At 65.6% G+C, this 20,769-nt stretch carries 16 protein-coding genes and 2 pseudogenes; 5 read left to right on the top strand and 13 right to left on the bottom strand.

Annotated elements, in window-relative coordinates:
• Nucleotides 1–149: 149 nt before the first annotated feature.
• Nucleotides 150–329: a DUF202 domain-containing protein gene (locus tag LRS12_RS11000; protein ID WP_257844612.1), complete on the bottom strand. Its 180-nt coding sequence runs from the start codon at nt 327–329 to the stop codon at nt 150–152.
• Nucleotides 326–841: a DUF421 domain-containing protein gene (locus LRS12_RS11005; RefSeq protein WP_257844613.1), complete on the bottom strand. Its 516-nt coding sequence runs from the start codon at nt 839–841 to the stop codon at nt 326–328. Before LRS12_RS11005 ends, LRS12_RS11000 begins: the two co-directional genes overlap by 4 nt.
• Between LRS12_RS11005 and LRS12_RS11010 the strand changes: the two genes are divergently transcribed.
• Complete coding sequence (locus LRS12_RS11010) at nt 822–1,190, top strand: hypothetical protein (RefSeq protein WP_257844614.1); 369 nt, start codon at nt 822–824, stop codon at nt 1,188–1,190. The two genes, LRS12_RS11005 and LRS12_RS11010, sit on opposite strands and share 20 nt — an antisense overlap.
• Here the strand turns inward: LRS12_RS11010 and LRS12_RS11015 are convergent.
• The 3 genes from LRS12_RS11015 to LRS12_RS11025 are packed head-to-tail and all read right to left on the bottom strand — an operon-like array spanning nt 1,187 to nt 5,026.
• Entirely contained in the window at nt 1,187–3,718 is a 2,532-nt protein-coding gene (locus LRS12_RS11015) for a cbb3-type cytochrome c oxidase subunit I (protein ID WP_257844615.1), read from the bottom strand. The genes LRS12_RS11010 and LRS12_RS11015 overlap by 4 nt on opposite strands.
• Nucleotides 3,715–4,644, bottom strand: a complete 930-nt coding sequence (gene coxB / locus LRS12_RS11020; protein WP_257844616.1) for a cytochrome c oxidase subunit II — start codon at nt 4,642–4,644, stop codon at nt 3,715–3,717. Before coxB ends, LRS12_RS11015 begins: the two co-directional genes overlap by 4 nt.
• A 1-nt stretch (nt 4,645) precedes the next feature.
• Nucleotides 4,646–5,026, bottom strand: coding sequence for a cytochrome c family protein (locus LRS12_RS11025; RefSeq protein WP_257844617.1), 381 nt, complete (start codon nt 5,024–5,026; stop codon nt 4,646–4,648).
• Nucleotides 5,027–5,117: 91 nt separating this feature from the next.
• Between LRS12_RS11025 and LRS12_RS11030 the strand changes: the two genes are divergently transcribed.
• Nucleotides 5,118–5,615: a c-type cytochrome gene (locus LRS12_RS11030; RefSeq protein WP_257844618.1), complete on the top strand. Its 498-nt coding sequence runs from the start codon at nt 5,118–5,120 to the stop codon at nt 5,613–5,615.
• A pseudogene (locus LRS12_RS20360) lies at nt 5,567–5,680 on the top strand (cytochrome c); the annotation flags it as partial. The gene LRS12_RS11030 and the pseudogene LRS12_RS20360, both read left to right, overlap by 49 nt.
• Before the next feature lies 1 nt (nt 5,681).
• Here LRS12_RS20360 and LRS12_RS11035 read toward each other — a convergent pair.
• Together LRS12_RS11035 and LRS12_RS11040 are read right to left on the bottom strand one after the other, a co-directional pair.
• Nucleotides 5,682–6,359, bottom strand: a complete 678-nt coding sequence (locus LRS12_RS11035; RefSeq protein WP_257844619.1) for a cytochrome b — start codon at nt 6,357–6,359, stop codon at nt 5,682–5,684.
• Nucleotides 6,356–7,087, bottom strand: coding sequence for a cytochrome c oxidase assembly protein (locus tag LRS12_RS11040; protein ID WP_257844620.1), 732 nt, complete (start codon nt 7,085–7,087; stop codon nt 6,356–6,358). The genes LRS12_RS11035 and LRS12_RS11040 overlap by 4 nt, the downstream gene beginning before the upstream one ends.
• Nucleotides 7,088–7,177: 90 nt before the next feature.
• Here LRS12_RS11040 and LRS12_RS11045 point away from each other — a divergent pair, with 90 nt between their 5' ends.
• Nucleotides 7,178–9,595 (top strand): membrane-bound PQQ-dependent dehydrogenase, glucose/quinate/shikimate family, encoded by a 2,418-nt coding sequence (locus tag LRS12_RS11045; protein WP_257844621.1) that lies wholly within the window; start codon nt 7,178–7,180, stop codon nt 9,593–9,595.
• Between the two features lie 200 nt (nt 9,596–9,795).
• On the opposite strand, the gene nagE is transcribed toward LRS12_RS11045, so the two are convergent.
• From nagE to LRS12_RS11070, 6 genes and pseudogenes are all read right to left on the bottom strand, one after another.
• Nucleotides 9,796–11,475, bottom strand: a complete 1,680-nt coding sequence (gene nagE / locus LRS12_RS11050) for an N-acetylglucosamine-specific PTS transporter subunit IIBC (protein ID WP_257844622.1) — start codon at nt 11,473–11,475, stop codon at nt 9,796–9,798.
• Nucleotides 11,472–13,781: a phosphoenolpyruvate--protein phosphotransferase gene (gene ptsP / locus LRS12_RS11055; RefSeq protein ID WP_308223006.1), complete on the bottom strand. Its 2,310-nt coding sequence runs from the start codon at nt 13,779–13,781 to the stop codon at nt 11,472–11,474. The genes nagE and ptsP overlap by 4 nt, the downstream gene beginning before the upstream one ends.
• A 73-nt stretch (nt 13,782–13,854) precedes the next feature.
• Nucleotides 13,855–13,959, bottom strand: a pseudogene (locus LRS12_RS20005) (PTS glucose transporter subunit IIA); the annotation flags it as partial.
• Between the two features lie 19 nt (nt 13,960–13,978).
• Nucleotides 13,979–15,145 carry an N-acetylglucosamine-6-phosphate deacetylase gene (gene nagA / locus LRS12_RS11060; RefSeq protein WP_257844623.1) on the bottom strand — a complete coding sequence of 389 codons (1,167 nt, stop codon included), beginning with the start codon at nt 15,143–15,145 and terminating at the stop codon, nt 13,979–13,981.
• Complete coding sequence (locus LRS12_RS11065; RefSeq protein WP_257844624.1) at nt 15,142–16,185, bottom strand: SIS domain-containing protein; 1,044 nt, start codon at nt 16,183–16,185, stop codon at nt 15,142–15,144. The genes nagA and LRS12_RS11065 overlap by 4 nt, the downstream gene beginning before the upstream one ends.
• Before the next feature lie 92 nt (nt 16,186–16,277).
• Nucleotides 16,278–17,354, bottom strand: coding sequence for an acyltransferase family protein (locus tag LRS12_RS11070; RefSeq protein ID WP_257844625.1), 1,077 nt, complete (start codon nt 17,352–17,354; stop codon nt 16,278–16,280).
• A 217-nt stretch (nt 17,355–17,571) separates the two neighbouring features.
• Here LRS12_RS11070 and LRS12_RS11075 point away from each other — a divergent pair, with 217 nt between their 5' ends.
• A complete protein-coding gene (locus tag LRS12_RS11075; protein ID WP_257844626.1) occupies nt 17,572–20,736 on the top strand; it encodes a TonB-dependent receptor in 3,165 nt (1,054 codons plus the stop codon).
• Nucleotides 20,737–20,769 lie beyond the last annotated feature (33 nt).

The raw sequence follows: 20,769 nt of genomic DNA on the forward strand, positions 1-20,769 counted from the left end.
ACCGAGAGCATCCACGCCAGCATCCGAATGCGTATGGGTGACAGGCTCGAGACCTTGTGTGCCTCCAGCTGACTGATGATCCGGCATGCTCGTCGTTCGGCAGACAGAAACACGAAGATCGCAATCAGCAGGAACGCTGTTGCGATCGCCTAGGCGATCCAGAGTGGTTCGAGCGTTCGAAAGAGCGCGTTGAACCCAAGGCCGAGAGCGACCGCGCCCATGCCCGTGCGCACCCAGCCGGCAAAGCTGCGTTCATGCGCGAGGACGGTCCGATCCTCGGCAAGATCGGTCCGGTCTTCGGCCAGGTCGCTGCGTTCCTGCGCGCTCATGCACTAGTCCCTCTGATCGAGTGGAGAGCGGATCGATCACCGGCGTCGGCCGCAGCGACCACACTGAAGCTGCCATCGGTCTCGAGCACGACTGCTGCGACCTTGCTCAGGTCGCCGAAGCCCGCGCCGCGTATCGCAGAATGGATTTCAGACTCAGTCACGCGTTCCACGCGAAGCGCTCGCTGGTCGATTACGCCATCCGTGAGCAAAATCCGCGCCTGAGATTTCACAAGCCGTTCGACCCACCGATAACGGATGGCCAGAAACGCGATGACAAACTGAAGCAGGATGAGAACTGCGAATGCGAGCACGCCTTCCGCCAGCGCGACATCCTTGGTGAGCAGGATGGTCGCGAGGGTCGAACCCAGCGCAATGGTGACCACCAGATCGAACGCATTCATCTTGGCGAGCGTGCGTTTGCCGCTCATCCGAAGAATGGTGATCAGCGCGAGATAGGCGGACGCGCCGAGCAGTATGACCCGGGCCAGTCCGGTGAAGCTGTCGAAAAGCATCGTTTTCTCCCTCATGCCGTCCGGTCCAAAGGTGAACGCGGCGCGGCGCGAGCTGTTTCAGATCAGCAGCGCGACAAGCCCCCTGCCACAGGATCGCTATTCCGCCGACGGCGATGCCCCACAGCGCAACGACCCGTATCCAGTCGCTTTCCGCATCCGGGGCGCGGTTCAGCCATGCACGTCGACCGATCAAGGAAAGCACAAGCAAGCAAACAAGCGTCAGCGCGATCGTCAGCCCGCGCGCGAGATCGGTGGTGAGAAAGATGCTCCCCACCGCATACAAAGCGAAGAAATGGACCGCCCAGACCAGCAGTCCGCCGAGCAGCAGGAGCCAGCTTCGCACGCCTAACCTCCGAACGCGCGGGTGAGGATCGTGGTCAGCGCGCCCTGGCCCGCGGCATAGGTGACGAACAGGACGCACAGATCGAGGCTGTTATTGCGCGGTCGAACGATCATGCCCCGGCTGTTCCGCGCGGAGATATAGCCGGCCATCAGCAATCCGATGAACGCGAGCAAGGCGGTGAGCGTCAGCAGCATGTATACGATCGCGCCCTGCCCGCTTGCATCCGGGCGCAGGCCCGAGGCTTTCCAGAAAGCGATATCCGCGCCCACCGCCGCGGACAGCGCGATCGACCCGCACAGGAACAGCACCCCCGGCGTCCAGAGCTGTGTCCGCTCCCGCGCCAACATCACCCGCGACCAGAGCACCAGCCCGGCTGCCAGCGCATAGAGCGGCAGCGCGACCGCCGCACCGCTCCATCCGGCGGGAGCGACCCAGAAAGCGGGCTGGACGCCATAGAGATAGAGGAAGCTGAACACCGCCATTGCGAAGATCATGCCGATGACGATCAGCAGGATGACCATCGCCCACCAGCCATGGGTGCGCGGTCCGGTGACATAGGTGGGCAGCATGATGCCCGCGCCGACATCGACCTCCGCTTCCTTGACGACCCGGTCGGTGTCCCAGAGCCAGCGCAGCGTGCAGAGCACCGCGAGAACGCCCGATACGAAGCCGGGCGTATAGGCCTGAACCGTCAGCAGCAGGAAGAAGCCGGCGGTGAAGATCGCGGCGAGCAATGGCCAGGGCGAAGGGCCTGGCATGATCTGGAGATATTCAGGCTCGGCGCGCAGCGGGCTGGTAATGATCGTCTCGCGCAGGCCCGTCGGCGCATTTGGGAGCAGGTAGCGTCCCTGCTCGACATCCTCACAGATCTTCGGATCGTCCCACAGCGGCTCGCGACTGCGCACCACGGGAATGCTGCGCGCCGAATAGAGGCCGGTCGGCAGCCATTCGAGCGTGCCCCCACCATAGACATTTCCCGCGTCATCATCGACGGTGAAACGGAAGTTCCGCGCGAGATCGACCAGGAAGACCAGCACGCCGGCCGCAAGCACAAATGCCCCGAGTGTCGAGATCATGTTGGTGACCTCCCACTCGCGCCCGGGAAGATAGGTATAGACCCGGCGCGGCATGCCCATCAGGCCAGTCAGATGCATCGGCAGAAAGGTCACCTGCATGCCGATGAACATCAGCCAGAAGGCCCATCGGCCCAGCCGCTCGCTCAATGCCCGGCTACTGGTCATTGGCGTCCAGTAGTAGAAGGCGGCGAACAGCGGAAACACCATGCCGCCGATCAGTACATAGTGGAGGTGCGCGACGATGAAGTAGCTGTCATGCGCCTGCCAGTCGAACGGGACCATCGCGACCATCACGCCGGTCAGCCCGCCGATCACGAAGGTGACGAGGCCCCCGATCACGAACAGGGTCGGCACGTTGTAACGCGGCTTGCCGACCGCAAAGGTCGCGATCCAGGAGAAAATCTGGATGCCGGCGGGTACGCTCACCGCCATGCTCGCCGCCGAGAAATAGCCGACCGAGATGTTGGGCATGCCGGTGGTGAACATGTGGTGTGCCCACACCCCGAAGCTGATGAAGCCGGTGGCTAGAAAGGCGAGGACGATCAGCGAATGGCCGACCAGCCGCGTGCGCGCCAGCGCCACCACCATCATCGAAACCAGGCCCGAGGCGGGCAGGAAGATGATGTACACCTCGGGATGGCCAAAGAACCAGAAGAGGTGCTGCCAGAGCAGCGCGTCGCCCCCGCGCGTCGGATCGAAGAAGGGCCAGTTGAACGCGCGCTCGATCTCGAGCAGCAGCGTGCCGAGGATGACGGCAGGAAAGGCGATGATGATCATCACCGCCATCACCAGCATCGCCCAGGCATAGACCGGCATCTTGGCGAGGCTCATACCCGGCGCGCGGGTCCGCAGCACGCCGACGATGATCTCGATCGCGCCCGCAATCGCGCTGATCTCGATGAAGCCGATGCCCAGCAGCCAGAAGTCGGCGTTGATGCCGGGCGAGTAGGTAAGGCTCGTATAGGGCGGATACATGAACCAGCCGCCGTCCGGAGCAAGGCCCACGAACAGCGAGGCGAAGAAGCACAGCCCCCCGACGAAATAGGCCCAGAAAGCATAGGCCGACAAGCGCGGAAACGGCAGGTCCCGCGCCGCCAGCATCTGGGGCAGCAGCATCACGCCGATCGCCTCGACCATCGGCACGGCGAACAGGAACATCATCACCGTGCCGTGCATGGTGAAGAACTGGTTGTAGGTTTCCTGCGGCAGGATGCCCTGCAGCGGCAGCGCAAGCTGCACGCGCATCACCAGAGCAAGGATACCGGCGAGCAGGAAGAACAGGAATGCCGTCGCGACGTAGAAGAAGCCGACATAGTTGTTGTTGACGGCGGTCAGCAGACCCCAGCCCCTGGGCGCGGCCCAGATCCGCTTGAGCTCCTCGACCTCGCCCTCGGGACGCGGCTCGCTGGTCGGGAAACGGTCGAGCAGTGCCGGGTCGAACCCGGTCTCCGACCTCATTTCTGCGCCTCAAGATAGACGGCAAGCGTCTCAAGTTCCTGCGCCGACAGCATCTTGTAGGGCGGCATGCGGTTGCCCGGCTTGATCGCCTGGCTGTCGCCGATCCATCCCATCATCGTCCCGCGATTATTCGGCAGGATGCCGGCACCGAGCGAGCGGCGCGATCCAACATGCGTCAGGTCCGGCCCTGCGGTTCCGTTGGCATCGGTCCCCGCAATACGGTGGCAGGCTGCACAGCCGGTCGAGCGGAACAGCGCTTCGCCCTCCATCGCGATTGCGGAGCGCGGTGTTCGGCGCGAAGCCAGCCATGCGTCGAACTCCGCCGGCGCGTGTGCAACGACCACAAACCCCATCAGCGCGTGGGGACCACCGCAATATTCGGCGCATTGCCCGGCATAAACGCCCGGCTTGTCCGCCTGGATCGGCAATGTGTTTCGGCGTCCCGGAACCATGTCGAGCTTGCCCGAGAGGCGCGGTACCCAGAAACTGTGAATAACGTCGTTGGATTCAAGCTCGACCAGCACGGGACGGCCGGCGGGAATGTGCAACTCATTGGCGTCGAGCATGAAGGGCTGTCCCTTCGCGTCGAGATAGGCGACGCGCCACCACCACATCTCGCCCGTGATCCGCACGCGCATCGCATCCGCCGGGAGCGGCGCGGTCAGATTTCGGGTCAGGGACAGGCCGTAGATCAGCAGCGCCGACAGCACCACCACCGGAAAAACGATGCCGCCCGCCCAGACCATCGTCTGACCGCCGAGCCGCGCCTTGAGCGATGCCCCGCCGAACAGCGCGATCCACAAAGCGGCGAGGACCACACCGAGGACAGCGACGGCCATTGCGATCAGAACCCAGCTCAAAGTCGCAATCGAACCGGCATAGGGGCCGGCGGGGTCGAACACGGGGATGATTGAGGCGAAATTCATTTCACCGATCCCCGGTGGCGTAGAGATAGGCCGCGACGTCGCGTGCTTCGTCGCGCGTCAGCGGCATGGCGGGCATGGTTGTGCCGGGGAGCGTTGCAGGTGCATCGCGGACATAGGCGGCAAGCGTGTCGGGGCGATTGGGAAGCCGACCGGCGATCAGTCCCTGACCCGCAAATCCTTCAAGCGAGGGCCCGGTTCGACCCCTGGGCCAAGCAAGGCCGGGAACAGTGTGGCAGGCGCCGCACCCTGCACGCTGGATCGTCACGAGGCCCCGGGTGGGATCGGCCTGCGGCATATGCTGCTCTGCGTCGGGAGGCGGCTTGCAGGCGACCAGAACCAGCATTGGAAGCATCACGGGCAGCAGGATTTGGGCGTCCGGCAATGATCCCCCTTTGCGATACGCTTGCGACGGGCGTTTCACCTCCGGAACCGTCGCCACACCCTGTCGGTTCCGTGAGGCGATGGAATTGCGCATGCTTTACCTGTTGGCGGGAGCCGCCCTTGCGGGATGCGGCGGCATCGAGCGCGGGTCGGCGGACCGGTTCACCACCAGCGGCGAATTGCTGGCGGTAAGCGGTGGCGATGCGGGCGCACCCAATGCCTGCCTTACCTGTCACGGCGTGGACGGGCGGGGCAACGGCGCTGGCACGCCAAGGCTCGCAGGATTGGATCGCGGCTATATGGTGGCGCAGCTCGAAGCCTATTCGAGCGGTCGGCGGCGTCATCCCGAGATGGAGTGGATCGCGCGCAAGCTCACTCCGGCCCAGCAGGATGCGGTTTCCGCATATTATGCCGAGATGGCGTACGACGCGGCGCCCCGAGCGGCACGCGGCACTGCGGCGGCAAAAACCCTCTATCATCGCGGCGATCCGGCGCGCGGCTTGCCGCGTGCGCATCCTGTCATGGCACGCGGGGCGAAGGCGTGGGTGCGGCCAATCCGCCGCTTGGCGGACAGCCTTCTGCCTATCTGAGCCATCAACTCGAACAATGGCGGCAAAGCGCGCGCCGCAACGATCCTGAGGGCGCGATGCAGCGGATCAGCCGGGCGCTGTCTCCGGAGGAATCCGCGGCCGTTGCGGCTTATGCTTCGTCTCTTCCCGGGGATCCTGCGCATCGGGGATCTCCGGCAACATCCCGCGCAGCACATCGTGCCGATCCCAGAAGTGGTGCTTCAGCGCTGCCCCGACATGCAGCGGAATGACCACCAGCAAGGTGACGACGAGCACCAGATGCACGTCCTCCGCCAGATCCATGATCCGCCAGCGGGTGGTGAGCGGTAGCTGATCGAACGGCAATTGCGGCCAGGGGATCACGCCCGCCAAATAGAGCGGACCGGGTTCGGCGATCGACGACCACATCACCCAGCCGCTGAGCGGCAGTCCGAAAAAGGCGATGTAGAAGACATAATGGATCGCATAGGCGACCTGCGTCTGCCAGCCCTGCCTGTCGGCATCGTTGATCGGCCCCGGGATCATCAGGCGCCAACCGAACCGCGCCAGTGCAAGCAGAAGTACGGGCAACCCCGCAGCGCTATGCACCTGATAGGCGAGGAGCTTGTCTCCGCCCGCAGGCAGCCAGCTGCAATAATAGCCCCAGCCGAGCTGGAAGAGGACGAGGAACGCCATCACCCAGTGAAAGGCGATCCCGACGGGCGAGTAGCGACTGCGCTCGGTATGCCCGCGCGCCCATCTGCGCAGGGCCGATGCAACGCTCATGCAGCGGCCTGTTCCCGCGCGAACCAGCGCCCGAGCAAGGCGAGCGCAGCGGCGAGGTACAGGCCGGCACCCGGTGCCCACATGATGAGACCGGCAAGTTGCTGATCTTCGAGCGGGGTCAGCCCCCACTCGAACGGGGCGAGATAATGCGGCGCGTAAAAGGGGGCCGTGGAGAAAGTCAGGAGCGCGCCGAGCAGCCCCATCTGCACCATGGTCGCAAGCAGTGCCGCGATCCCGCCGGTCACCGGGGCCGCGCGCGCCGCGCGCCACAGCGCGAGCGCGGTCAGCAACAGGCTGAACTGCATCGCCCAGTAGATGGCATGATTGGACAGCGCGGCCTCATAGGCAGCGGGCACATGCCAGAGCCAGAAAGTGGCAGCATGGACGCCCGTCCACGCCCCCCAGCCACCGGGAACGCGCCGGAGGGGCAAAGCCAAGGTCAGCAGCGGCGCGGCGAGGGCCGTCAGAGCGATATGATGCACCGCGCGGGCGGAGAACAGCGCGGAGGTCAGCGCGCAGAAAGGCGACACGAACAGGACGAAGAGCACGGCCGTCGCAGCAAGCAGCACGCGGCGTTGGGATGGGTTCGCGCTTCCCCAGCGCCACCACAGCAGCGACAGACCGGCAAGGCATAGGATCAGCAGCGGATCGAAATTCCACCGCCCCGCCAGCTCGATCGGGGCGGGCGCGATCCCGCAATAGGGTATCCAGGTGGCTGGTGGGTTCATGCTGCTCGACAATTGCCCCCGTTGAATTCGCCGGACCCATCCGGAACTGATCGCAGCGGGGTCTGTTCCCTTTGCAACAGGAGGGACAGCATGCTGGATCACGCCGCCGCCCGTCCCCGCGTCCGTTCGCTCTATGCGGCTGTCGTGGGTGCCATCCTAGCCATCGTCGGTTCCGTGCTCGCGATCGGGGGTGCCTGGCTCGCCCTCCTCGGCGGTTCACCCTATTATCTGATTGCGGGCATCGGGCTCCTCGCATCGGGGATATTGCTGGTCCGCGGACATGTCCTGGGCGTCTGGACCTACGTCGCGACATGGGCGCTGTCGATCCTGTGGGGCTTGTTCGAGGCCGGTCTGGATGGCTGGGGTCTCATCCCCTTCGCGGTCGGTCCAACGATCCTGCTCGTACCCGTCCTGCTGACCTTGCCCGTGCTGGGTGGCTATCGATGGCGCATCTCGATCGGCGCGTCCGGCCTCGCACTGCTCAGCCTTGTAATTGCTGGCCTCGCGATCTCCCGCGTCAATCGCAGCGATCCGGGCAGCTTTCCCGGCGTCATCGCCTCGAGCGTCGCCGACCCATCGCCGATGCGCGTCGGCACCGACTGGCCCGCCTATGGCGGCACCTATGCTGCGCAACGCTACTCCCCGCTGGGACAAATCACGCCGGAGAATGTCGGCAAGCTCGCACGTGCCTGGGTTTACCACACCGGTGACATGCCGGAGGGCGATCCGAAGGACAGCAAATATGGCGCGGAGACCACGCCACTCAAGGTCGGCGACACGCTCTATCTCTGCTCGGCCACCAACATCCTGATCGCTCTCGACCCCGCCACGGGCAAGCAGCGCTGGCGCTATGATCCGCAGGTTTCGGACGACTGGATCCCTTACACAGCAGCCTGTCGTGGCGTTGCTTACTATGCCGCGCCCAACGCTTCCGCTGACGCTGAATGCGCCGCGCGGGTGATCGAGGGCACGCTCGACGGTCGCCTGATCGCGGTCGATGCGCGTACCGGAAAGCCCTGCTCCGGCTTCGGCACCAATGGCGCGGTCGATATCAAGCGCGGCATGGGCGCGGTCGAGCCGGGCATGGTTTCGATCACCTCGCCGCCGACCATCGTACGCGGTGTGATCGTGACGGGGCATCAGGTGCTCGACGGTCAGAAGCGCAGCGCGCCTTCGGGCGTGATCCAGGGCTTTGACGCGATCACCGGCGAATTGCGCTGGGCATGGGACATGGTGCATCCCGACCGGACCGGCCTGCCGCCCGATGGTCAGGAATATGCGCGCGGCACTCCGAACATGTGGACGATTGCGAGCGGCGATGAGGCGCTGGGCCTCGGCTATCTGCCGATGGGCAACAGCGCGGTCGATTACTGGTCGGGTAGCCGCAGCCCGCAGGAAAATGCATTCTCGACTTCGCTCGTCGCGCTCGATGTCACGACCGGCAAGCCGCGCTGGCGGTTTCAGACGGTGCGCCGCGATGTGTGGGACTATGATCTCGGCGCGCAGGCAACGCTCGTCGATTTTCCAAGTGCCAGCGGCGTCGTCCCGGCACTGATCCTGCCGAGCAAGCAGGGAGACATGTACGTTCTCGACCGGCGGACAGGTCGCCCACTGTTTCCGGTACAGGAGCGCGCGGTGCCCCGGACCGGGGTAGAGCCGCAGCTTCGCAGTCCGACCCAACCCTTTTCGAGCTATCACACGCTCGCCTTCCCCGCGCTCGAGGAACGCGACATGTGGGGTATGTCGCCGATCGACCAGATGGTCTGTCGTATTCAGTTCAAGCGAGCGGCCTATGATGGCCCCTATACCCCGCCCACGGCTGACCGGCGTTTCGTTCAATATCCGGGCTATAATGGTGGCACCGACTGGGGCGGTATTGCAGTCGATCCCGTCCGGGGCGTGATCGTCGCCAACTATAACGACATGCCCAACTATAACCGGCTGGTCCCACGGGCTGAGGCTGAACGGCAAGGCTTCCCCGCGCCGCGCGGCGAAGAGACGGCGCGCGGCGGCGACATGGGCGACAGCGGACACGGGTCGCAAGACCCTCAGGCCGGGACCCCTTATGCCATCGCGGTCAATCCCGGCTGGCGCCTGCCCCTCACCGGTCTGCTCTGCAAGCGACCGCCCTATGGCGGCATCCGCGCGATCGACATGCGCACCGGCAGGACGATCTGGGACCGCCCATTCGGGACAGCGCGGCGCAACGGCCCCTGGGGCATCCCCTCGATGCTGCCGGTCAATATCGGCACCCCGAACAATGGCGGTGCCGTCGTCACTGCGGGCGGGCTCATCTTCATCGCCGCCGCGACCGACAATCTGGTCCGCGCGATCGATATCCGGACCGGCGAGACGCTGTGGCAGGATACACTTCCTGCTGGAGGGCAGGCGACGCCATCAGTCTATGAGGTCAACGGCAAGCAGTATCTGGTCATCATGGCTGGGGGGCATCACTTCATGGAGACGCCCATCGGCGACGCCATGATCGCATACGCCCTGCCCGATTGATTGCGGGGGGCGAAGCCGACCATATTCCGAATCTCGCGATGTCGCCCCGCAGCTAGTGGCAGAATCAGCCCGGCAGCACTTGGGCCGACACTTGTCCACTTTTGGGTGGCCGCAGCATGGAAGAAGCGGTCTTTCGTCCAGCAAAGGTGGCCCACTATTGGCTCGGAATGTCAGGACCCCTGGATCGAACCCTCCACCACTCACTTGAGCAGTAGGTGAAAAACCCTCGCTTCGGGCTGGATCGCGCCGCGAGTCGCGCTGGCCAGGGCGGAGGTGTCGACGCATTCCGACGCCGCGACCTCAATCCGCAGTCGATCTTGCAGTGACTGACAGCCGATGATGTTCGACGCACCCCCCAGCGCTTCCACCAGCGCCGCGCTGAGCGCTGATTTCGGCGTCGCGGGTTGTGCCGGGCTTTGTCCATCTGGCGAGGCGAGATGCCGCGTGCCCAACGCCCCACGAATTTCCTCCGCGATCAGGTCGGCAAGCGGCCCGAGCACGACCTGCGTGGCATTGGCCGAGGGGCGGATGATCCCGCGTGCGCCCAGAGCGGTCAGCGCGGCATCGTCGATCGCATTCTGGTCGGCGACGATCAGCCGCAGCCGCGTGGTACAGGCATCGATGCTGGTGAGATTGTCCGCGCCACCCAGCGCCGCGACAAACTGCGCGCCGCGTTCGCCTTCGACCGCTGCGCTCGCGGCCGAGGCTGTTTCGCGCTCGCGCCCCGGGGTCGCCAGGTCGAGCTTGCGGATGAAGAAGCGGAACAGACCGTAATAGAGCAATGCATAGACGGCCCCGACCGGCAGCAGCAGCCACGGCTGGGTCGACAGCTTGAAGTTCAGCACATAGTCGAACAGCCCGGCGGAGAAGCCGAACCCCAGCTTGACGCCGAGCATGTGCATCAGCGCCATCGACAGGCCGGTGAGCACGGCATGGATCGCGTAGAGCAACGGCGCGAGGAACATGAAGCTGAACTCGATCGGCTCGGTCACGCCGGTCAGGAAGCTGGTGAAGGCGAGGCTGAACAACATGCCACCGACCGCCTTGCGACGCTCGGGCCGTGCTTCGTGGTACATAGCGAGGCAGGCGGCGGGCAGGCCGAACATCATCACCGGGAAGAAGCCGGACATGAACGCGCCCGCGCTGTCGTCCCCGGCGAAGAAGCGGCGCAGATCGCCGGTGACGCTGCCGAAATCGCCGATCACGAACCAGGCGATATTGTTGATGATGTGATGCAGCCCCGTGACGATCAGCAGCCGGTTGAGCACGCCATAGGCGAACAGCCCGAATTCGCCCGACCCCACCACGCCGCGGCTGACCCCGTCCATCCCGCTGCTGATCTGCGGATGCAGCCCGCCGACCAACGCGGCGAGGCCGAGACCGGCAATGCCCGCCGCGATCGGGACGAAACGGCGGCCGCCGAAAAAGGCGAGATATTCGGGCAATGCGATGGTCGCGAACCGGTTGTAGAATTTGCCGCCAATCAGGCCCGACAGGATGCCGATCGGCACCTCCAGCCGGTCGATCTGGCCCGTCACCCAGGTCTTGTTCGCCAGCGCCGCTGCGGCTTCGGGCAGGCCCGCGCCAACGTCCGCCGGCGCGACAAGGAAGGTCTGCGCGCCGGTCATCGTGGTGAGGTAGCAGGTGATCCCCGCCAGCGCCGCCGCGCCATTGCCGTCGCGCGCGAAGCCCGTCGCCACGCCGATCGCGAACAGGATGCCGAGATTTTCGAAGATTGCGGCACCCGCCGCCGAGATGAAGGCGATGTCGAGCAGATCGGGCTGGCCGATGCGCAGCAACAGGCCCGCGATCGGCAGCACCGCAATCGGCAGCATCAGCGCGCGGCCGAGCGGCTGGAGCGCTTCGAGGATTTTCTTCATCGAATGGTCTCCGCAAAGGCGCGGACGAGCGCGCGGACTTCTCCGGCCGAGCTGCAGTCGAGCGCGGCGTGGGCATGCGCCTGCGCCTGCTTCAGCGTAAGTGCGCGGACGATCGCCTTGGCCTCGGCGACGAAGCCGGGCACCACCGACAATTCGGTCGCGCCCAGCCCGATCAGGATCGGCACCGCGAGCGGATCGGAGGCAAGGCCTCCGCACACCCCGACCCAGCGTCCGGCACCGTTGCCGCGACGACAGGTCTCGGCGATCATGCGCAGCACGGCGGGGTGCAGCGGATCGACCTGCGCCGCCACCGCCGGATTGCCGCGATCCATCGCCAGCACATATTGGCTGAGGTCGTTGGTCCCGATCGACAGGAAATCCGCTTGTACCGCGAGCAGGTCGGCAGTGATCGCCGCCGCCGGGGTTTCGACCATTACCCCGATCTCGACGCGTTCTGCGATGCCCAGTTCGCCGCGCAGCCGGTCGACGATCGTGCGCACCGCGACGATCTCGCCAACGCTCGCCACCATCGGCAGCATGATGCGGCACTGGCCGACCGGCTGGACGCGCAGGATCGCGCGCAACTGGGTGTCGAGCAGATCGGGATGCGCGAGGCCGACCCGGATCCCGCGCTGGCCCAGAGCCGGATTTTCCTCCACTGCGAAGGGGAGGTAGGCGGCGGGCTTGTCGCCGCCGATATCGAGCAGGCGGACGATCACCGGCAGACCGGGCAGTGCGTCGGCAATCCCCTGATACGCGGCGTGCTGCTCATCCTCCGACGGCGCGGAATCGCGACCGAGGAACAGGAATTCGCTGCGCACCAGCCCTGAACCCTCGGCCCCCTGCGCGGCTGCGGCGCGTGCGTCCTCGACGCTGCCGAGATTGGCGAACAGCTCGATCCGCATGCCATCGGCGGTGTGGCAACGATCGGTGGCAGACGCGCGCGCGGCGTCGCGTCGGGCGTTGCGCGTCGCGATCCGTGCGGCAAAGGCGACGCTCTCTGTGTCGCATGGCGCAACCGTCGCGCAGCCGGTCTCGGCATCGAGCAGCAGTGTCACGCCGGGCGTCGCCGCATCCAGCGCGTCGCCCATCGCGACCAGCGCGGGAAGCCCCATGCCGGCGCACAGGATCGCGACATGTGAGGTCGGCCCGCCGCGCGCGAGGCACAGGCCCGCGGGGCGGGATTCGGCAAGCGTCACCAGTTGGGAAGGGAGCAGATCGTCCGCGACCAGGATCGCCCCGGGCGGCGCATCCTCCGCATCGGCCCGCGCCCCGGTCAGTACACCGAGCACCTGCCGCTCGATATCGATCAGGTCGTCGATCCGCTCGGCCAGATGGGCGTTCCCGGTCGCGCGCAATGCGTCGATCTGGTCGTGCACCGCGCCACGCCAGGCGAAGCCCGCGCTGGCGCCCTCGGCGATCCGCGCATCAGCTGCGGAGGCGAGGCCAGGGTCGTCGAGCAGGGCGAGATGCGCGGTCATCACCGCCGCCACCTGTGTGCTACCCGACGCGGCGCGCGCTGCGATGTGCCCGGCAACGCTCGCCCGTGCCTTGCCAAGCGCTTCGCGCTCGACCTCGACCCCCTTACCCTCGCGTTGGACGGCGATGGCGGCACGGTCGATCCGCACGACCGGCCCCATCGCAAGGCCAGGCGACGCAATCACCCCGCCAATCTGCCCGGGCTCAAGCAGTGTCGCGGCCATCGGGGCGGGCGCAGCGCCGGAAGCGCCCTCTCCCATATCGGTTTCGAGGAGCGCGACCGTCGCCGCGAGTGCGCGCTCCGCGTCGTTGCCGCGTGCCTCGATCGTCACGTTGTCACCCAGCCTTGTGCCAAGCGCGAGCAACGCTACCGGGCTGCGCGCGTTGCCGCGCTTGTCGCCGAGCACCAGGTGGACGTCTCCCTCGAAGGCGCGCGCGCACTCGGCGAGCCGGGCAGCGGGACGGGCGTGGATGCCGTGGGGCAGGCGCAATGTCACCGTTTGCGCGACTACCGTCCCGTCGTCCGACCAGCGGCGCTGCACCGGTGCGACCGGCACGAGCGCCATGAGTTCCTCGCACGCACCGACCGCGCGATCGACGATGCGGCGGGTGATCGTGAACCCATCGGAATTGGTGACTACGATCGGGGTGATCAGGCTCGCGGCGGCGAGCGCGACGGCGTCGAGGTCGAACCGGATCAGCGGATCGCCGCGCAGCACGCGCGTGCCGGGAGTCACCAGCGGGGTGAAGCCGCGCCCCTTCAGCGCGACGGTCTCCAGCCCGATATGGATCAGCAGTTCGACGCCCTCGTCGCTGCGCAGCGACACGGCGTGCGCGGATTCTGTGCAGCGTCACGATCTCGCCGTCGCAGGGCGCGCAGACAATGTCGTCGAGCGGGTGGATCGCGACCCCGTCGCCCATCATCCGTTCCGCGAATACGGGATCGGGAACCGAATCGAGCGGGGCGGCCCAACCCCGGAGCGGCGAGGTGATGATCAGCGCCATCGTGCCGCTGGTCCTTTCGCTATTGGGAAATGCGCTGGCGCGCAGGAGTATCAGCGCCAACCGGAACGCCGCCGATCCAGGTGCCGGTCGGCCGGAGGTCGCGGTCGAGGCAAACCCAGTCGGCACGCAGCCCGGCGGCGAGCGCGCCCCGATCCCCGGCGATCGACAGGAATCGGGCAGCAGTCGTGCTCGCCATCTTCGCGGCATCGGGGACGGACAGACCGGTCACCTCCACCGTGTTGCGCAGCGCCGACGCCATGTCGAGATGGGTGCCCGCCAGCGTGCCGTCGCTGAACACGCACACGCCGTCGCGCACGGTGATGCGCTTGCCTTGCAGCACGAATTCGGTCGCGGCGGTGCCGACGGTCGGCATCGCATCCGTGACCAGCATCAGCCGATCGACGCCCTTGGCCTTGACCGCAATCCGCACCGCTGCCGGGTGGAGATGCGCGTCGTCGACGATCAGCCCGCACCAGATGTCCGAATCGAGCGCCGCGCCGACCAGCCCCGGCGCGCGGTGGTGCAGCGGCGACATCGCGTTGAACAGATGCGTGACACCCGACAGCCCCGCGCCGATCGCGCGCGTCGCCTCGTCATAGGTTGCGTCGCTATGCCCGGCGCTGACGATCACCCCGTGGCGAGTGAGCGTGGCGATATCCTCCGGCGCGCATTGCTCGGGTGCCAGCGTCAGCATTACTCGCCCACGGCGCGGCGCGGTGAGCAGCGCAAGCGTATCGCGGTCGAGCCGGCGGATGCGGTGCGCCTCATGGATGCCGCGCTTCGCCTCGTTGATGAACGGCCCCTCGATATGGATGCCGACGACGCCCGGCACCCCCTGTACGATCGCTGCATCGACTGCGTCGAGCGCGGCGGCGATCTGTGCTGCGGTGTCGCTGATCAGCGTGGGGAGGAAGCCGGTGGTGCCGAACCCGGCATGCGCCGCGCCGATCGCGGCAATTGCCTGAGGATCGGCATGGTCGTTGAAGAGCACCCCGCCGCCGCCATTGACCTGACAGTCGATGAAGCCGGGCAGCAGCCAGCCGCCGTTGAGATCGATGGTCGCATCGGCGCGGCTGCTGCCGACTGGCCCAATCGCCGCGATGCGCTCGCCCGCAACCGCGATATCGGCGGATTCGAGGACTTGCCCCGGAGTCGCGACGCTCCCGTTCTGGATGCGGACAATCATAGGGTTTCGGTGACCTTGCGCAGGTGCGGCGGCGCATCGGGGTTCAGCCCACGCGCCAGCGCGACGGCGTTGGCGAGAGCATAGAAGCTCTGCACCATCAGGATTGGCTCGATCGCCGGATGCGCCGCCAGCGCGGGCAGCTCCGCGTCGGCCGCGACCGGATCGGCGAGCAGCAGCTTTGCGCCGCGCGCGCGAAACTCGGTGGCAGTCTCCCGCACACTTGCCCCGGCGCGGTCGCTGCCGCCGAACGCCAGGACATGGAAATCGCGCCCGACGATCGCCATCGGCCCGTGCCGCACCTCCGCCGCGCTGAAACTCTCGGCATGCAGGGCACAGGTCTCCTTGAACTTGAGCGCGGCTTCCTGCGCGATACCATAGCCGTGGCCGCGGCCGAGCACGAACAGATTGTCCGCGCCCGCCAGCGCCGAAACGCCCGCCGACCAGTCGAGCGCCCAGGCAGCGCGGAGCAGGTCGGGCAGCTGCGCCACGCCGTTCGCAATCGTCGCGTCCTTTGCCCATGCGCCGGTCAGCGCGGCAACCGCCGCGAGCGAGGCGATATAGGATTTGGTCGCCGCCACGGACCGCTCCGGCCCGGCGGACAGCGCGATCACTTCATCGGCAAGGTCGCGCAGCGGCGCATCCTCGGCATTGACCAAGGCGACGACAAAGGCACCCGCGCGGCGGTGCAGCGCGACCGTGGCGAGCAGGTCCGGGCTGCGCCCCGATTGCGAGATGGCGATCACCAGCCGGTTGCCCGGCACGACCGGTGCATCGAACAGGGTCGCGACCGACAAGGCCGCTGACACGACCGGCACGCCGGTGCGCGTCTCGATCAGATATTTGGCATAGGTCGCAGCATGGTCCGACGATCCGCGCGCGCAGGTGATGACCGTCTCGGGCGGATGCGCGACCAGCCGCGCGGCGATCCGGGCAAAGGTGGCGCGATTGGCGTCGAGCATGCGCGCGACCGCGTCTGCAGCTTCGCCCGCCTCGCTCTCCATCAGGGTGGTGCGATCGGCCATTGCCGCTGCCCCCGCCATTGCCTGCCCTTCCCTACCACGCGCCGAACCATGTCGCGCCGACGTCTGGTACTATAGTTGTTATATTGGTCTCATCAAGAGGTATTCCTCGTTCAAATCTTGACGATCCAGTTCTTGCGCCGCAGCCACTCCATCGCAGCCCAGATCAGGACCATGTAGATTGCCACCGGAATCAGCGATGCGACCGGATCGCCCAGCGTTGCGCGGCTCGCGTGGAACGGGATGAGCAGCAGATCCCAAGTCACCACGCTCGCGGTCAGTTGGTGTAGCGTATAGGCGGCGATCGCGTTGGTGCCGAATGCGATCATTGCGGTGGCGGCAAATCCGGGCGCGCGCCCCTCGCGATCGAGCAGTGGGTGGAGCGCAGCGAGCGCCAGCGTGGTGATGCCGGCGGTGACCAGCACGAAGCTGCTCGACCAAATGTCCTTGACGATCGGAAAGGCAAGGCTCCACGCCGCTCCAGCCGCGACCATCGCGCCGCCCGTAATGGCGAGCGCACTGGTGCGCCCACTGCTGCGATCGCGCAGCATCTCGCCCAGTGCGACCCCGATCAGGCCCTGTGCGATGGCCGGAAGCGTTCCCAGAATTCCTTCGGGATCATAGCCTTCCGGGCCCTGGACATAGAGGTGGGTACCGAGCACGACGCGGTCGAGCGAGGCGACGAAATTATGGCCGCGCGCCCAAAGATCGTTGGGCAATCCGTCGAGTGCCGGAAGCAGGGTGAGCGGCCAGTATCCGATCAGGATGACCGCGATCAGTGCCATTCGCACGCGCGGTCCGCACGCGAGATAGAGCAACGCGCAGGCACCATAGACCAGCCCGATCCGCTGGAGCACGCCGAGCACGCGAAACTCGCGCGCGGCGAAGTCGGCCGCCCAATAGAGGTTGGACAGGATCAACCCGAGCAGGATCAGCCGCCCCGCGCGTGCCAGCGCCTTGCCCTGTTGCCCCTCCGCGGAATCGCGCAACGAAAAGGGGATGGCGATCCCCACCATCGTCAGGAATCCGGGAAAGACGAGGTCGGCGAGGGTCAGGCCATCCCAACTCTTGTGCAGCAGGATTTCCGCGACATTGGCGTCCGCGCCCCATTTCATCGCTGCGGCCGAATTGACCAGGATCATCCCTGCGACGGTCAGCCCGCGCAACACATCCAGTGAAATCAGGCGCATCGCGTCCCCTCCCTGTCTCAAGACCTGCCCCCCGCACGAACAATTCCTGCGTCGTCGCAAATTTGCAATAGACAGCATCTTGGATTTGTAGTCTATTGGTAATAGCCCAATGGCGTAATTGGTCTCATTAAAGTTCGTAGGGAGCGAGCGGAGGCCGGGAAAATGGGGAGACGGGGACATGATCGAACGGACAGTCGCGGCTGCGCGAGGGCGTCGCTTGCTGCAGGGGGTTTGCATCGCCGCAATGGCCAGCGCCATAAGTGCGCCGGCGCTGGCGCAGGATGCTGCCGAACCGGATGATGCCGAGACGGTCGTCATCACCGGTATTCGCGACAACATGGAATCGGCGCAGAACCGGAAGCGGTACGCCGACACGGTGATCGATTTGATCACCGCCGAAGATATCGGTTCCTTCCCCGACAAATCGGTTGCCGAGGCACTGCAGCGCGTGCCGGGCATCACCGTCATCCGCTTTGCCGGTACCGACGATACCTCGCACTTCTCGGCCGAGCCGTCGGGCGTCATCGTCCGCGGCCTCAGCCAGGTCCGCTCCGAATTCAACGGCCGCGACGTGTTCAGCGCGAACAGCTCGCGCGGACTCAGCTGGCAGGACATTTCGCCCGAACTGCTCGGCGGGATCGACACCTACAAGAACCAGACCGCCGACCTGATCGAGGGCGGCATCGCCGGCACCGTAAATCTGCGCACCCGTGTACCGTTCGACAGTCCGGGGCAGCTTATCTCGCTGTCGGTCAAGGGCAGCTATGGCGACATCGCCGAGGAGCCGACGGCGGATATTTCGGGCATCTATTCGAACCGCTGGATGACCGGCATCGGCGAGGTCGGCCTGATGGTCAACGGCGCCTATTCGCACGCGATCACCGGCAGCCAGGGCATCCAGTTCGAGCGTATCGGCATTTTCGACAATGTCTTCGGCCCGGGCCTGCAATATATCCCGAGCGGAATCTTCCTCCGCGACAACGAATATGACCGCAAGCGATACGGCGTTGCAGCGGCCTTTCAGTGGAAGTCGCTCGACGAGACGATGCAGGTCACCGGCCAGTACAACCGGTCCCAGTACGACAATAGCTGGCGCGAACATTCGATCTTCTCCAGCGCCTTCAACCCGGACCTCTACGGTCGCCCGAGCGACTACAGGTACACGGACAACAGCCAGGTTGCGCCCTTGCAGGGTACCGCGCCCTTTGCCTTCGATTCAGATGGCGACTTCCTGTCGGGCTGGTGGTCCGCGCCGCGTCCCTATGTCGGCGAAGGCAACGACAATCTGGGCCTGGGCGTGAACGAAGCCGGGCAGGCATTCTACAATCGCTGCTACGCTTGGGAAGGCTGCACCAATGCGCGCCGCGCGCCGCAGGTGGATACCGCCGCCAACGCGCTGAGCAACAAGCAGATTACGCAGGATTTCGGCCTCAACTTCCGCTGGGACGTGACCGACCGGCTGCGCGTGACTCTGGACGGGCAATATGTCGACGCCAGCGTCAGCAACTATAACGCATCGGTGCTCGCGCGCACCTATGCCAACACCTTTGTTGACCTGAGTGGCGACTATCCGCGGCTGCAATTCTCGTCGGGAACCGCCGACAACATCAACCTGTCGCCCGGTGGGTTCACCAACGCCAGCAACTATCACTATTACGCGATCACCGATCACACCGAGGACAGCGAGGGCGAGGAGATCGCATTGCGGCTGGACGCCGAATATGCGGTGGACTCGAGCTGGCTCGACGCGATCAAGGTCGGCGCGCGCTATGCCGACCGCGATCAGACGGTGCGCTGGGGCGCGTACAACTGGGCCAATATCGCGAATACCTGGACCTATAGCCAGGCCCCCTATTTCAACATCAACCGACCGGTCTATCCAGGTGGCAGCAATGCGATCCACACCTTCGGGCAGGATTTCTTCGCCGGCAATCAGACCAACCAGCATTCGTTCGTGTTCTACAACATGGACCGGCTGGTCGATCGCGAGACGCTGGCCAGCACGCTGGGTCGCCCGGCGCTGGGCGTCGGCGAATATTATCCGGTCTGCTCGGGTGCAGGCTATCGCGCGGGTGAGACGGTCACCGGCGACTATGGCTGCTATCTGCCGAGCGAAATCCATCGTGTGAGTGAGCGCACCGCTGCTGCCTATGCGATGGCCAAGTTCGGCGGCGATGGTCTGGCGATCGGCAGTGTCAAGATTTCGGGCAATATCGGCGTCCGGCTGGTGTGGACGGAAGACGCGACGGTCGGCGCGACCACCTTCGCGAATCCGTTCAACGCGACGGACCTCACTTGCGTGCGCGGCGTCGATGGTGCGGGCAATCCGACCGCTACCGCTGGTTGCGTCATTACGCCGGCCGAAATCGCGTTCAACAATGGCGCTACGGTTGCCGACACGACGCGGGTCAATCATTTCCACGCGCTGCCCAGCTTCAACATCAAGTTCGACCTGACCGACAAGCTGGTGTCGCGCTTTGCCTATTCGCGCGCGATGTCGCGACCCGATATCGGCCTGTTGCGCAACTTCCTGAACGTCAACCGCCTGTCGCCCAACCTGTCGGATCGGACCGACCCCAATGTCACGCGCGACGCGGCTGGCAATCCGATCGCCTATGATTGGCAATATACCGGCACCTCGGGCAATCCCGGGCTGAAGCCGATTACTGCGGACCAGGTCGACCTGACGCTCGAATATTATTTCGCACGCGCCGGATCGCTGACGTTCACCGGCTTCTACAAGCAATTCTACGACTATATCCAGGCCGGCCAGTTCAACCTGACCATCGCCAATAACGGAGTTACCGAACAGGTTCGGCTGAACCGTCCTGTCAATGGTGAGGGTGCCAGCATTTACGGAGCCGAAGCGTCGTTCCAGACCTTCTTCGACTTCCTTCCGGGGCCGTTCGACGGGTTGGGGGTCCAGGCCAACTACACCTATGTCAAGAATGACGGGATCGAGACGGTCAATCTGACCAACGAGACCGGTGCCGGCACCGCCGGCGGCGGCATCTCCTACGAGAGCTCGACGGTGAAGGCCAACGCGCTCGAAGGCGTGTCGGAGCACAGCTTCAACCTGGTCGGCATGTACGAAAAGGGGAAGGTGTCGGCGCGCGTCGCGTATAACTGGCGCTCCAAATATCTCGTCACTGCGATCGACTGCTGCGTCGGATTGCCGATCTGGCAGGGTCCGACCGGTTATCTCGATGCGTCGCTCCGCGTGCGGGCGACCAAGGAGATGGAGTTCGTGATCGAAGGGTCGAACCTGCTCGGGACAGACACGGTGCTCTACCAACAGGTCGACTCGACCGGGCTGCTCAAGGCGGCATCCTGGTTCAAGAACGACCGGCGCTTCCAGGTCGGCCTGCGGCTGACCTTCTGATGCGGCGCGCGGCACCGGTCTCCAACGGGACTG

The sequence above is a fragment of the Sphingomonas sp. J344 genome (assembly GCF_024700005.1).
In the GTDB taxonomy this organism is placed as follows: Bacteria; Pseudomonadota; Alphaproteobacteria; order Sphingomonadales; family Sphingomonadaceae; genus Sphingomonas.

Excerpts from the sequence above, each read along its gene's own strand:
- LRS12_RS11000 (WP_257844612.1), bottom strand. The coding sequence starts at position 329 with ATGAGCGCGCAGGAACGCAGCGACCTGGCCGAAGACCGGACCGATCTT.
- LRS12_RS11005 (WP_257844613.1), bottom strand. The coding sequence starts at position 841 with ATGCTTTTCGACAGCTTCACCGGACTGGCCCGGGTCATACTGCTCGGC.
- LRS12_RS11015 (WP_257844615.1), bottom strand. The coding sequence starts at position 3,718 with ATGAGGTCGGAGACCGGGTTCGACCCGGCACTGCTCGACCGTTTCCCG.
- coxB (WP_257844616.1), bottom strand. The coding sequence starts at position 4,644 with ATGAATTTCGCCTCAATCATCCCCGTGTTCGACCCCGCCGGCCCCTAT.
- LRS12_RS11030 (WP_257844618.1), top strand. The coding sequence starts at position 5,118 with ATGCTTTACCTGTTGGCGGGAGCCGCCCTTGCGGGATGCGGCGGCATC.
- LRS12_RS11035 (WP_257844619.1), bottom strand. The coding sequence starts at position 6,359 with ATGAGCGTTGCATCGGCCCTGCGCAGATGGGCGCGCGGGCATACCGAG.
- LRS12_RS11040 (WP_257844620.1), bottom strand. The coding sequence starts at position 7,087 with ATGAACCCACCAGCCACCTGGATACCCTATTGCGGGATCGCGCCCGCC.
- LRS12_RS11045 (WP_257844621.1), top strand. The coding sequence starts at position 7,178 with ATGCTGGATCACGCCGCCGCCCGTCCCCGCGTCCGTTCGCTCTATGCG.
- nagE (WP_257844622.1), bottom strand. The coding sequence starts at position 11,475 with ATGAAGAAAATCCTCGAAGCGCTCCAGCCGCTCGGCCGCGCGCTGATG.
- nagA (WP_257844623.1), bottom strand. The coding sequence starts at position 15,145 with ATGATTGTCCGCATCCAGAACGGGAGCGTCGCGACTCCGGGGCAAGTC.
- LRS12_RS11065 (WP_257844624.1), bottom strand. The coding sequence starts at position 16,185 with ATGGCGGGGGCAGCGGCAATGGCCGATCGCACCACCCTGATGGAGAGC.
- LRS12_RS11070 (WP_257844625.1), bottom strand. The coding sequence starts at position 17,354 with ATGCGCCTGATTTCACTGGATGTGTTGCGCGGGCTGACCGTCGCAGGG.